This is a genomic window from Streptomyces toxytricini (assembly GCF_014649915.1).
In the GTDB taxonomy this organism is placed as follows: Bacteria; Actinomycetota; Actinomycetes; order Streptomycetales; family Streptomycetaceae; genus Streptomyces; species Streptomyces toxytricini.
The window spans coordinates 54,334-66,392 of record NZ_BMTY01000012.1 but is presented as its reverse complement, the minus strand read 5'-3'; the positions used below and the strand labels follow the sequence as shown (position 1 = coordinate 66,392).

Below are 12,059 nucleotides of genomic sequence, written 5' to 3'. Positions count from 1 at the left end.
ACGCGGGGTGGAGCAGCTCGGTAGCTCGCTGGGCTCATAACCCAGAGGTCGCAGGTTCAAATCCTGTCCCCGCTACTAGACGAAGGCCCGGATCCTCAGGATCCGGGCCTTCGGCGTTCCCGCGGGCGGGCGCATCGCAACCGCAAGCCCTTGGCGGCCCGCCGTACGCGAGTTGCCCGCCGTGCACATGCCGGAGGGCCGGAAGGCGGCTGCCCGCCTCTTCCGGCCCTCCTCGTACTGCATCCGCGCCGTACGCCCGCGGCCGTGCGGCTACACGCCCGCGCAGTCCGGGCAGAGGCCGCGGTAGGTCACCTCGACCGCCGACACCGTGAAGCCGAAGCGCTCCGCGTCCGGCAGGTCGGCCAGCGGGTTGCCCGAGGGGTGCACGTCCCGGATCGCCCCGCACTGCGCGCACACCAGGTGCTGGTGGGGCCGGTGGGCGTTGGGGTCGTACCGCTTGGCCCGGCGGTCCGTGGACACCTCCAGGACCTCGCCGAGGGTCACGAGCTCGCCGAGGGTGTTGTAGACGGTCGCGCGGGAGATCTCGGGCAGCTTGTCCACGGCGCGGGCGTGCACCTCGTCGGCCGTGAGGTGGACGTGGTCGCCGTCGAGCACCTCCGCCACCACGCGCCGCTGTGCGGTCATGCGCCATCCGCGTGCGCGAAGTCGTTCCAGCAGGTCACTCATGCACACCAGCCTAACAGTGAGGGGACCGGGTGTAAGTCCCGATCCCGTGCGGAGTTGGATCCTCGCTTGACTTGGATAAAGTCCATCGTAGGATCGTGTGTAAGACGAACGCACCAGGGACAGGACATGGCGCGATGACGCAGGAGGCGCACGTGACGCAGGGACCGCTCACCACGGAGGCCGGGGCTCCGGTCGCCGACAACCAGAACAGCGAGACCGCGGGCCTCGGCGGGCCGGTCCTGGTCCAGGACCAGCTGCTGCTGGAGAAGCTCGCCCACTTCAACCGCGAGCGCATACCGGAGCGCGTCGTCCACGCCCGCGGCGCCGGCGCGTACGGCACCTTCACCGTCACCCGCGACGTCACGCAGTGGACCCGGGCGAAGTTCCTCTCCGAGGTCGGCAAGCAGACCGAAACGTTCCTGCGCTTCTCCACCGTCGCCGGCAACCTCGGCGCCGCCGACGCCGTCCGCGACCCGCGCGGCTGGGCGCTGAAGTTCTACACCGAAGAGGGCAACTACGACCTCGTCGGCAACAACACCCCGGTGTTCTTCATCAAGGACGCCATCAAGTTCCCGGACTTCATCCACACCCAGAAGCGCGACCCGTACACCGGCTCCACCGAGGCCGACAACGTCTGGGACTTCTGGAGCCTGTCGCCCGAGTCCACCCACCAGGTCACCTGGCTGTTCGGAGACCGGGGCATCCCCGCCTCCTACCGCCACATGGACGGCTTCGGCTCGCACACCTACCAGTGGAACAACGAGGCCGGCGAGGTCTTCTGGGTCAAGTACCACTTCAAGACCGACCAGGGCATCAAGAACCTCACCCAGGCCGAGGCCGACAAGCTCGCCGGCGAGGACCCCGACAGCCACCAGCGCGACCTGCGCCAGGCCATCGAGCGCGGCGACTTCCCGACCTGGACCGTGCAGGTGCAGATCATGCCCGCGGCCGACGCGGCGACGTACCGCTTCAACCCGTTCGACCTCACCAAGGTGTGGCCGCACGGGGACTACCCGCCGATCGAGATCGGCAAGCTGGAGCTCAACCGCAACCCGGAGAACATCTTCGCCGAGGTCGAGCAGGCGATCTTCTCCCCGGCGCACTTCGTGCCCGGCATCGGCCCGTCCCCCGACAAGATGCTCCAGGGCCGACTCTTCGCCTACGGCGACGCCCACCGCTACCGCGTCGGCATCAACGCCGACCACCTGCCGGTGAACCGCCCGCACGCGACCGTGGCGCGCACCAACTCCCGCGACGGCCTCCTCTACGACGGCCGCCACGGCGGCGCGAAGAACTACGAGCCGAACAGCTTCGGCGGCCCGCACCAGATCGACCGCCCGCTGTGGCAGCCGGTCCCGGTCGCCGGCGCCACCGGCAACCACGCCGCCCCGGTGCACGCCGAGGACAACGACTTCGTCCAGGCCGGCGCCCTCTACCGCCTCATGTCCGAGGACGAGAAGGGCCGCCTCGTGGAGAACCTCGCCGGCTTCATCGCCAAGGTCTCCCGCGACGACATCGTCGAGCGGGCGATCGGCAACTTCCGCCAGGCGGACGGCGACTTCGGCAAGCGGCTGGACGCCGCGGTCCAGGCCCTGCGCGGCTGACGCGCCGCTGCCGTGGCGTGCGACGGGCCGGCAGCCCCCTCGGGGGCTCGCCGGCCCGTCGCCGTTCTGCCGTTCTGTCGTTCCCGCGCCGGGCCCCGCGCCGGCTAGGCCGGTACGGCTGCGCCGCGCCGCGCCGGCGCCCAGCAGCGGACGATGTCGCGGACGGACACGATGCCCACCGGGCCGCCGTCCTCCAGCACGATCAGGTGTCGGAAGCCGCCGTGGACCATCGCCTCGGCGGCTTCCCGGAGTGTCGCCTGCGGGGTGCAGAACACGACGTTGTTCGTGGTGTGCGCACCCACCGACTCCCGGTCGGGGTCGTGCCCCGCGCCGATGGAGTTGAGGACGTCCCGTTCGGTCAGGATGCCGATGCCGCTGTGCTCGGGGTCGAGGACGACGGCCGCGCCGACCCGGCGGCCGGACATCAGGCAGGCCGCCTGCCGGAGGGTGTGGGCGGGGCCGAGGGTGAGGATCACGGTGCTCATGGCGTCACGGACGAGCATGAAGAGGGCCACCTCCTGGATGAAGTCCTCCACCCGCACTTCGAGAAGTCATTCACAAGCGCACAAGGGGAGGAGTTTCAGATTCCCACGCGCGCAAGGGGCCAACAAGAGGGCGTGCACCCGGTTCTCGGGCTGTACTGCCCGCGTACGCCGTCAGGCTCGGGGGCGCAGGTATCCGAGCATCTCGTCGTGCAGCAGCCCGTTCGACGCCGCCGCGTTGCCGCCGTGCACGCCGTCCACTCCGTCCAGGCCGGTGAACCGGCCGCCCGCCTCCTGCACCACGGCCGCGATCGCCGCCATGTCCCACAGGTTGAGCTCCGGCTCCGCGCACAGGTCCAGCGACCCCTCCGCGACCATCATGTACGGCCAGAAGTCGCCGTAGCCGCGGGTGCGCCAGCACTGCCGGGTCAGCTCCAGGAACCCCTCCAGCCGGCCCTGCTCCTCCCAGCCGCTCAGCGAGGAGTACGCGAACGACGCGTCCCCCAGGCTGCCCACCCGCGAGACCCCGATCCGCTGCGGCTCGCCGCCGAGCGCCCCGCCGGCGTACGCCCCCGAGCCCTCGGCCGCCCACCAGCGCCGGCCCAGGGCGGGCGCCGAGACCACGCCGACGACGGGCCGGAACTGCCCGTCGGCGCCCTCCTCCATCAGCGAGACGAGCGTCGCCCACACCGGTACGCCGCGCACGTAGTTCTTCGTCCCGTCGATCGGGTCGACCACCCAGCGGCGCGGGCCGCTGCCCTTCAGCCCGTACTCCTCGCCCAGGATCGCGTCCCCGGGCCGCGCGGCCTCGATGCCCGCCCGGACCGCCTCCTCCGCCGCCCGGTCCGCCTCGCTCACCGGGGTCATGTCCGGCTTCGTCTCGACCTGCAGGTCCAGGGCCCGGAACCGCTGCATGGTCACGGCGTCCGCGGCGTCGGCGAGTTCGAGGGCGAGGCGCAGGTCATCGTCATAGGAGGGCATGACCGGCACCCTATCGGGACCGCCGGGGCCCGGCGAGCGGCGTCCGCGGTGCGGGCGCCGGGGCGCCCTTGACAGGATCTGTCGGCCCGTCAACTCTGGCGGTGAGTCGAGCGGGGAGGGGGCACAGATGCCGGCAGCCCGGGAGTCCTTGCTGGAGGCGGCGGGAGCGGCGCTCTCGGCGCGCCCGTGGCCGTCGGTGCGGATGGTCGACGTGGCCGCCGCCGCGGGGGTGTCGCGGCAGACCCTCTACAACGAGTTCGGGGGCAAGGCCGGCCTCGGCCGCGCCCTCGTGCGCCGCGAGGCCGACTGGTACCTCGACGGCGTCGACCGGGTCCTGCGCGCCCCCGCCGCCGGCAGCGGCGACCGCCTGGCCTCCCTCGCCGAGTGGACCGTGCGGGCCGCCGCCGCCCGGCCCCTCGTACGCGCCCTGCTGACCGGGCACTGGGACGGCAACCTCCCGGCCCCGCCCGGCCGCGGGGCCCGCCCGGGGGTGCCCGCGCCCGGGCCGGGGGAGCTGGCCGGCGCGGTGCGCGACCGGGCCGCCGAGGTGCTCGCCGCGCCGGACGCCGCGCACCGGTGCGAGCTCGCCGTGCGCCTCGCCCTGTCGTTCGTGGTGGCGCCCGCGCGCGAGAGCGGGCTCGGGGAGCTGCTCGGGCTGCTGCGGCTGCTCAGTGAGCCGAGCCGGACAGCTGGAGGCCGATGACGCCGAGGATGACCAGCGAAATCGAGACGATCTTGAGGGTGGAGACCAGGTCGCCGAGGAAGACCATGCCGTAGACGGCCGTGCCCGCCGCCCCGATGCCCGTCCACACCGCGTACGCCGGGCCCACGTCCAGCTTCTTCAGGGCCATCGTCAGGAGGCCGAAGCTGCCGAGCGCGAAGGCGGCGAAGGCGATCGTCGGCCACAGCCGGGTGAACCCGTGCGACAGCTTCAGGCAGACCGCGAAACCGGTCTCCAGCAGTCCGGCGACGACGACCAGCAGCCACGCCATGGCGAATGCCTCCCCGCCTCAAGGTGACATCGCGTCACTCGGTGCGCTTATGCATTCACCGGACGGCGGCCGCGGCAAACCCCGCCGGATCCCGCCGAACCCCGCCGGACGATCAGTCCCCTTCGCGGCGCTCGCGGGTGCGCAGCAGCCGGCGCAGCGAATCCAGGCGCGCCGGATCGGCGTGCCCCTCCTCCACCCACGCGTCCAGCGCGCAGTCCTGCTCGTCGTGGCTGCACGCCCGCGGGCAGTCCTCGGTGCCGGGCACCAGGTCGGGGAAGGCGAGGATCACCCGCGACGGGTCCACGTGGTGCAGGCCGAACGAGCGCACGCCCGGGGTGTCGATGACCCAGCCGTCGCCCGACGGCAGCGGGAGCGCCAGCGCCGAGGTGGTGGTGTGCCGGCCGCGGCCCGTCACCGCGTTGACGTGGCCCGTGGCGCGCTGGCGGCCCGCGCCGACCAGCGAGTTCACCAGCGTCGTCTTGCCGACGCCCGAGTGGCCCACGAAGGCGGTGATCCGGCCTGCCAGCCGCTCGCGCACCCGCTCGGCGGCCTCGCCGGCGGCCAGCTCCTCGCGGTTGGTCACCACGTACGCCAGGCCGAACGAGGCGTACACCTCCAGGATCTTGTCCGGGGAGGTCAGATCCGACTTGGTCAGCACCAGCAGCGGCTCCAGCCCGGCGTCGTACGCGGCCACCAGGCAGCGGTCGATCATCCGCGGCCGCGGCTCGGGGTCCGCGAGCGCCGTGACGATCGCCAGCTGGTCGGCGTTGGCGACGACCACCCGCTCGTACGGGTCGTCGTCGTCCGCGGTGCGCCGCAGCACGGACTTGCGCTCCTCGATCCGCACGATCCGGGCGAGGGTGTCCTTCCGGCCGGACAGGTCGCCGACCAGCCACACCCGGTCGCCGACGACGGCCGCCTTGCGGCCGAGCTCGCGGGCCTTCATCGCGACGATCGTGCGGTCCTCCACCAGGCAGGTCAGCCGGCCGCGGTCGACGGTGAGGACGAAGCCCTCGGCCGCGTCCTCGTGCTTGGGCCGCTTGCTGGTCCGGGGCCGGTTGCCCTTCGGGTTGGGCCTCGCCCGGATGTCGTCCTCGTCGGTGTGCTTGCCGTACCTGCGCATGACCGGGCCCTACGCTCCCGCTCCTGCGAGCATGTCCGCCCACATCCTGGGGAAGTCGGGCAGGGTCTTCGCGGTCGTCGCCACGTTCTCGATCTGCACGCCCTCGACGGCCAGGCCGATCACCGCGCCCGCGGTGGCCATGCGGTGGTCGTCGTAGGTGCGGAACACCCCGCCGTGCAGCGGCCGCGGGCGGATGTGCAGGCCGTCGGCGGTCTCGGTGACGTCACCGCCGAGGCCGTTGATCTCGGCGGTCAGCGCGGCCAGCCGGTCCGTTTCGTGCAGCCGCAGGTGCGCGACCCCGCGCAGCGTCGACGGCGAGTCCGCCAGCGCCGCGACGGCCGCGATGCCCGGGGTCAGCTCGCCGACCTCGCCGAGGTCCACGTCGATGCCGTGGATCTTGCCGCTGCCGGTGAAGACCAGGCCCGCGTCGGTCACCTCGCAGGAACCGCCCATCTCGGTGAAGATGCGGCGCAGCTCGTCACCGGGCTGGGTGGTGCGGCGCGGCCAGTCCGGGATGGTCACCGTGCCGCCGGTGATCAGGGCCGCGGCCAGGAACGGCTGGGCGTTCGACAGGTCCGGCTCCACCACGAGGTCGCGGCCGAGCAGCGCGCCCGGCGAGACCCGCCACACGTTCTTCTCGCCACCCGCCTCCGGGGTGTCGACCTGGGCACCCGCCGCCCGCAGCATCTCCACCGTCATCCGGATGTGCGGCATCGAGGGCAGGGTCGCGCCGGTGTGCCGCACCTCCACGCCCTGGTTGAAGCGGGGCGCGGACAGCAGCAGCGCGGAGACGAACTGCGAGGAGTTGCTCGCGTCCAGCTCGATCGGGCCGCCCTCCAGGGCGCCGCCGCCGTGGACGGTCATGGGCAGCGCGCCGCGGCCGCCGTCGTCGATACGGGCGCCCAGGCCGCGCAGGGCGTCGATGACCTGGCCGAGGGGGCGCTCGTAGGAGCGCGGGTCGCCGTCGAAGCGGATGTCGCCGGAGGCGAGCGTCGCGACGGGCGGCAGGAACCGCATCACCGTGCCCGCGTTGCCGACGTCCACGGAGGCCGGGCCGTGCAGCGCCGCGGGGATGACCCGCCAGGCCTCGCCGCCGGCGGCGTCGCCGGAGCTGGAGGAGGCGGTCTCCTCGATGCCGACGCCCATGGCGCGCAGCGCGTCCGCCATCAGCTGCGAGTCGCGCGAGCGCAGCGGACGGCGCACCCAGCCGGGCTCGGCCGCGAGCGCGGCCAGCACCAGGGCGCGGTTGGTGACCGACTTCGACCCGGGCACGGTGACGGTGGCGTGGACGGTCCCGTCTGCGTGCGGGGCAGGCCAGAGGGCGGGAAGCGCGGGGGTGGCGGTCATGGCCACCACTTTAGTGGCTCCCCGAGGGGCCCGATCGTGTTCGAGCCGCGGCCCGGGGCGGGGTCTCAGAGGTTGAGAAGCCAGCGCCCGCCGCCGATGAGCGAGCACAGCGCCACGGCGTGGAAGAGGAACAGCCACAGCACCGCAGGGGTGTGCGTCAGGCGCCCCAGCTGGTCCGCGTCCGAATCGGGGGCCCCGCCGTGCCGGCGCTTGGCGCCCAGCTCGAAGACCGGCCGGACCCCGCCCAGCAGAAGGAACCACACGGCCGCATAGGCGAACGCCGCCTGCACCTGCGCCGGCGCCAGCCAGGACACCAGGACGAACGTTCCGCCGGTCAGCACCATCGTCAGCGCCCCGTACGCATTGCGGATCATCACCAGCATCGCCAGCAGCAGGGCCGTCGCCGCCCACAGCAGCAGCGTGATGCGGTGCGCGGACAGCAGCGCCGCCCCGCCGAGCCCCAGCAGGGACGGCGCCGTGTAGCCGGCGGCCGCCGTCAGGATCATGCCGAGGCCGGTGGGCTTGCCGCGGCTGACGGTGACCCCGCTGGTGTCCGAGTGCAGGCGTATCCCGTCCAGGCGGCGGCCCGTCAGCAGGGCCAGCAGCCCGTGGCCGCCCTCGTGCGCGATGGTGACCGCGTTGCGGGACACCCGCCACACGGGCCCGGGTGCGACCAGCGCCAGTGCGGCCAGGCCCGTCGCGATCACCAGCCACGTGGCCGGTGCCTCCTGAAATCCGGTGAGCCGGTCCCACAGGCCGGCGGTCGTGCTGCTGTCCATGGGGTGGCGGGCTCCTTGCGGTGGTGGTCGGGTGACATGGCAGTGTGGCAGCCATGTGCGGACGGTATGCAGCGAGTCGCAGCCCCGAGGAGCTGGCGGAGCTCTTCGGCGTCGAGCGCTGGGAGCCCGAGGAGGCCCTGGCACCCGACTGGAACGTGGCACCCACCAAGCAGGTCCGCATCGTCCTCGACCGCCCCCTGAAGGACGCCGCGAGCCCGCGTCCGGTTCGCCAGCTGCGCGTCGTGAAGTGGGGGCTCGTGCCCTCCTGGGCCAAGAACGCCGAGGGCGCCGCCCGGATGATCAACGCCCGGGCGGAGACCCTCGCCGAGAAGCCGTCCTTCCGCCGCCCCTTCGCCCAGCGCCGCTGCATCGTCCCCGCCGACGGGTACTACGAGTGGGCCACCGGGCACGACGAGCGCCGCCTGGAGGTCGAGGGCCTCGGGAAGCGCTCGCGCAAACAGCCCTACTTCGTCCTGCCCGCCGACGGCTCCGTCCTCGCCATGGCCGGCATATACGAGTTCTGGCGGGACCCGGCCGTGCCCGCCGGCCGGCCCGGCGCCTGGTGGGCCACCTGCTCGGTGGTCACCACCGAGGCCGAGACCGCCCCGCTGGCCGCGGCCCCCGGCGACGGGCCCCGCTCGCTCTCCGAGATCCACCCGCGGATGCCGCTCGCGCTCACCCCCGACCGGTGGGACGCCTGGCTCGACCCGGCGAACACCGATGCGGACGGCGCCCTCCGCGAGCTCCTCGCACCCCCGCCCGGCGGACTGATGCGCGCCTACCCGGTCTCCACAGCGGTCAGCAGCGTCCGCAACAACGGCCCCGAGCTCCTGGCCGAACTGGACGCGCCGGAAGAGGCGACGCTCTTCTAGGGCGGCACGGGCGGCAGGATGGGGCCATGACCACGCGCACGCGCACAAGGAGCGTCGAGACCCCCGCGGGCGAGGCCCGCATCACCTGGTACCCCGCCGCCGGCGGAGCCCGGCTCGTCCTGGCGCTCGGCCACGGCGCGGGCGGCGGCATCGAGGCCCGCGACCTCCAGGCGCTCGCCGCGGCCCTGCCCGGCCGCGGCATCACCGTCGCCCTGGTCGAGCAGCCCTGGCGGGTCGCGGGCCGGAAGGTCGCGGCCGCGCCCAAGGTCCTCGACGAGGGCTGGCGGGGCCTGTGGCCGGTGCTGGCCGAGCCCGGCCTGCCGGTCGTGGCCGGCGGGCGCAGCGCGGGCGCCCGGGTGGCCTGCCGCACCGGGGCCGCCCTCGGCGCGGCCGGGGTGCTGGCGCTGGCGTTCCCGCTGCACCCGCCGGGCCGCCCCGAGCGGTCCCGGGCCGCGGAGCTGACCGGGGCGGGGCTGCCGGTCCTGGTCGTCCAGGGCGGCCGGGACCCGTTCGGGCGCCCCGAGGAGTTCCCGCCGCCCGGCTCGCCGGCGTACGAGCTCCTGGAGGCGGCCGGGGGCGACCACGGCTTCGCGGTGCCGAAGAAGGGGTCCCGCACCCAGGAGGAGGCCCTGGAGGCGATCACCGAGGGCGTCGCCGACTGGCTGGACCGGCTGGTCCCCGGCGCCGCCCCGGCAGCGACCTGACGGATTCGGCAGAGCCCGCCCGGGAGGGGAATGCGCGGCCCTGCCCCGGCGTTGTCCGGATGTCGGAACGCAGGGGACCGCGTCGGAGGAGAGCAAGCGCATGACCCAGGTCATCAGCCAGAGCCGTCCGCAGGCCGAAGGGCTCGAATGGACGGTCCTGCCCGGGCCCAGGCGCGGCCCGCTCCGGGCGGCGGAGGGCCGGGATGGTCGACTATTCTCCGATTCGAGCGGGTCCGCACTCGGAGTCGCCACGCAGTCGGAGGAGGTGGGTCCTGTCGCTGGGACCGACGGAGGCCAGGCGGAGGAGACGGCCGCCGAGCGCAACGCGCGCTTCGAGCGGGACGCCCTCGGCTACCTCGACCAGATGTACTCGGCCGCGCTGCGCATGACGCGCAATCCGGCCGACGCCGAGGACCTGGTCCAGGAGACGTACGCGAAGGCGTACGCGTCCTTCCACCAGTTCCGTGAGGGCACCAACCTGAAGGCGTGGCTCTACCGCATTCTGACCAACACCTTCATCAACTCCTACCGCAAGAAGCAGCGCGAGCCGCAGCGCAGCGCGGCGGAGGAGATCGAGGACTGGCAGCTGGCGCGCGCCGAGTCGCACATGTCCACGGGCCTGAGGTCGGCCGAGTCCCAGGCACTCGACCACCTGCCCGATTCGGACGTGAAGGAGGCGCTCCAGGCCATTCCGGAGGAGTTCCGCATCGCGGTCTACCTTGCCGACGTGGAGGGCTTTGCGTACAAGGAGATCGCGGACATCATGGGTACACCCATCGGTACGGTCATGTCCCGGCTGCACCGTGGCCGCCGTCAACTCCGCGGAATGCTGGAGGACTACGCCCGCGAGCGCGGGCTGGTCCCCGCCGGCGCGGGAGAGTCGAACGACCTGAAAGGCTCGGGCTCATGAGCTGCGGAGAGCCGCACGAGACGGAGTGCTCGGAGGTCCTGGACCACCTGTACGAGTTCCTGGACCACGAGATGCCCGACAGCGACTGCACGAAGTTCGAGACGCATTTCGGCGAGTGCAATCCCTGTCTGGAGAAGTACGGCCTGGAGAAGGCCGTGAAGAAGCTGGTGAAGCGGTGCTGCGGCTCGGACGACGTGCCGAGCGACCTGCGGGCCAAGGTGATGGGGCGGATCGAGCTGATCCGCTCCGGGCAGGCGGTGCCCGAGCACGACGTGACCGCCGATCCCGCCGCCGGCTGACCGCGGGGCGGCCCCGCCGCCCCCGTTCACCCGAAGGTGCCAATCCGTGGGCGTGCGTACGGAGAGGCGCCGCACATCGGCCCCCGCATCAGGGGGCCGAGCCGTTTTCCCGGGCCGGACGTGACGGAGTCACCCCCCTCCCACCGGGGTAACCCATGGGTAATGAGCGGCCGTCCGAGTGGGCATGGTTGGATGCGAGTAGGAGCGTCCGTGAGGGTGTCCGCAAGGCTCACCGTGGGACCGGCAGGCGGGAATCGTGAGGATCTTCGGGAAGGTACGGCACAGGCCCTCCGCCTCGTGGCGGCAGGCCACCGACCGAGCGTTCACACTGATCGGCGACGGTCGGTACGAGGACGCGGGTGCGCTGCTGACCAGAGCCGCCGACCTGGAGCCCTGGCTGTCCGAGTCGTGGTTCAACCTGGCGCTGCTGCACAAGTTCCGGCACGACTGGGAGCAGGCGCGCGCCGCGGGCCTGCGGGCGGTAGCCCTCCTCGACCGCGAGGCCGGCGCCCCGGACTGGTGGAACGTCGGCATCGCGGCGACCGCCCTCCAGGACTGGCCGCTGGCCCGGCGGGCCTGGCAGGCGTACGGGCTGAAGGTGCCCGGCGACCCGCACGGCAAGGGCGGCGAACCGGTCGGCATGGAGCTCGGCAGCGCGGCCGTGCGGCTCTCCCCCGAGGGCGAGGCCGAGGTCGTGTGGGGCCGCAGGCTCGACCCGGCCCGCATCGAGGTCCTCTCGATCCCGCTGCCCTCCTCGGGGCGGCGCTGGGGCGAGGTCGTCCTCCACGACGGCGTGCCGAACGGCGAGCGGATCACCGCAGCGGGCCCCTCCTACCCCGTGTTCGACGAGATCGAGCTGTGGGCGCCCTCGCCGGTGCCGACCTGGGTCGTGCTGCTGGAGGCGGCCGCCGAGTCCGACCGGGACGCGCTCGAACAGCTCGCGTCCGACGCGGGGTTCGCCGCCGAGGACTGGTCCTCCTCCGTACGGCTGCTGTGCCGTACCTGCTCCGAGAGCGCGATGCCGAGCGGCGAGGGCGACGGCGAGCACCTCGACCCGCACGACCACAGCGAGCCGGGCCACCCCGGGCCGCTCGGGCACCGCACGGCGGGATCGGGCTCCCTGTGGGTGCCGGAGCGGGAGTGCGGCATCGCGGCGCCCGCCGGCCTGGTGCAGGGGCTCCTCGACGGCTGGGTCGCGGACAGCCCCGACACCCGCGCTTGGCGGGATCTCGAAGAAGTCTGCTGACCGGGCACCGTAGGCTGTACCGGCACAATCGGT

General features: G+C 73.3%; 14 protein-coding genes and 1 tRNA gene. 8 read left to right on the top strand and 7 right to left on the bottom strand.

Annotation, left to right across the window (positions count from 1 at the left end; genetic code table 11):
- Position 1: 1 nt before the first annotated feature.
- Positions 2–75: transfer RNA gene (locus IE170_RS16820), tRNA-Met, on the top strand.
- Between the two features lie 195 nt (positions 76–270).
- On the opposite strand, the gene IE170_RS16815 is transcribed toward IE170_RS16820, so the two are convergent.
- On the bottom strand, positions 271–687 hold the full coding sequence (locus tag IE170_RS16815; protein ID WP_114054078.1) for a Fur family transcriptional regulator: 417 nt from the start codon (positions 685–687) through the stop codon (positions 271–273).
- Between the two features lie 134 nt (positions 688–821).
- Here IE170_RS16815 and IE170_RS16810 point away from each other — a divergent pair, with 134 nt between their 5' ends.
- Complete coding sequence (locus IE170_RS16810) at positions 822–2,291, top strand: catalase (RefSeq protein ID WP_189810208.1); 1,470 nt, start codon at positions 822–824, stop codon at positions 2,289–2,291.
- 104 nt (positions 2,292–2,395) lie between these two features.
- On the opposite strand, the gene IE170_RS16805 is transcribed toward IE170_RS16810, so the two are convergent.
- Both IE170_RS16805 and hisN read right to left on the bottom strand, forming a co-directional pair.
- The gene (locus IE170_RS16805) at positions 2,396–2,794 is read right to left on the bottom strand and encodes a CBS domain-containing protein (protein WP_189810331.1); all 399 of its coding nucleotides are present in this window, start codon (positions 2,792–2,794) and stop codon (positions 2,396–2,398) included.
- A 153-nt stretch (positions 2,795–2,947) separates the two neighbouring features.
- Entirely contained in the window at positions 2,948–3,754 is an 807-nt protein-coding gene (hisN, locus tag IE170_RS16800) for a histidinol-phosphatase (protein WP_189810207.1), read from the bottom strand.
- Positions 3,755–3,881: 127 nt separating this feature from the next.
- Between hisN and IE170_RS16795 the strand changes: the two genes are divergently transcribed.
- Complete coding sequence (locus IE170_RS16795; protein WP_189810206.1) at positions 3,882–4,457, top strand: TetR/AcrR family transcriptional regulator; 576 nt, start codon at positions 3,882–3,884, stop codon at positions 4,455–4,457.
- Here IE170_RS16795 and IE170_RS16790 read toward each other — a convergent pair.
- The 4 genes from IE170_RS16790 to IE170_RS16775 all read right to left on the bottom strand — a co-directional run bounded on the left by IE170_RS16790 (position 4,423) and on the right by IE170_RS16775 (position 7,995).
- A complete protein-coding gene (locus tag IE170_RS16790) occupies positions 4,423–4,746 on the bottom strand; it encodes a DMT family transporter (protein ID WP_125541244.1) in 324 nt (107 codons plus the stop codon). The two genes, IE170_RS16795 and IE170_RS16790, sit on opposite strands and share 35 nt — an antisense overlap.
- 112 nt (positions 4,747–4,858) lie before the next feature.
- On the bottom strand, positions 4,859–5,869 hold the full coding sequence (gene rsgA, locus IE170_RS16785) for a ribosome small subunit-dependent GTPase A (RefSeq protein ID WP_189810205.1): 1,011 nt from the start codon (positions 5,867–5,869) through the stop codon (positions 4,859–4,861).
- A gap of 9 nt (positions 5,870–5,878) precedes the next feature.
- Positions 5,879–7,216 carry a 3-phosphoshikimate 1-carboxyvinyltransferase gene (gene aroA, locus IE170_RS16780; protein WP_189810204.1) on the bottom strand — a complete coding sequence of 446 codons (1,338 nt, stop codon included), beginning with the start codon at positions 7,214–7,216 and terminating at the stop codon, positions 5,879–5,881.
- A gap of 65 nt (positions 7,217–7,281) precedes the next feature.
- Positions 7,282–7,995: a M50 family metallopeptidase gene (locus IE170_RS16775; protein WP_189810203.1), complete on the bottom strand. Its 714-nt coding sequence runs from the start codon at positions 7,993–7,995 to the stop codon at positions 7,282–7,284.
- A gap of 53 nt (positions 7,996–8,048) precedes the next feature.
- Between IE170_RS16775 and IE170_RS16770 the strand changes: the two genes are divergently transcribed.
- From IE170_RS16770 to IE170_RS16750, 5 genes are all read left to right on the top strand, one after another.
- Entirely contained in the window at positions 8,049–8,867 is an 819-nt protein-coding gene (locus tag IE170_RS16770; RefSeq protein ID WP_189810202.1) for an SOS response-associated peptidase, read from the top strand.
- A gap of 26 nt (positions 8,868–8,893) precedes the next feature.
- Positions 8,894–9,571 carry an alpha/beta hydrolase family protein gene (locus tag IE170_RS16765; RefSeq protein ID WP_189810201.1) on the top strand — a complete coding sequence of 226 codons (678 nt, stop codon included), beginning with the start codon at positions 8,894–8,896 and terminating at the stop codon, positions 9,569–9,571.
- 265 nt (positions 9,572–9,836) lie between these two features.
- Positions 9,837–10,481 (top strand): sigma-70 family RNA polymerase sigma factor, encoded by a 645-nt coding sequence (locus IE170_RS16760; protein ID WP_174250349.1) that lies wholly within the window; start codon positions 9,837–9,839, stop codon positions 10,479–10,481.
- Positions 10,478–10,780, top strand: a complete 303-nt coding sequence (gene rsrA / locus IE170_RS16755) for a mycothiol system anti-sigma-R factor (protein ID WP_125541251.1) — start codon at positions 10,478–10,480, stop codon at positions 10,778–10,780. Before IE170_RS16760 ends, rsrA begins: the two co-directional genes overlap by 4 nt.
- A gap of 256 nt (positions 10,781–11,036) precedes the next feature.
- Entirely contained in the window at positions 11,037–12,026 is a 990-nt protein-coding gene (locus IE170_RS16750; protein WP_125541252.1) for a tetratricopeptide repeat protein, read from the top strand.
- Positions 12,027–12,059 lie beyond the last annotated feature (33 nt).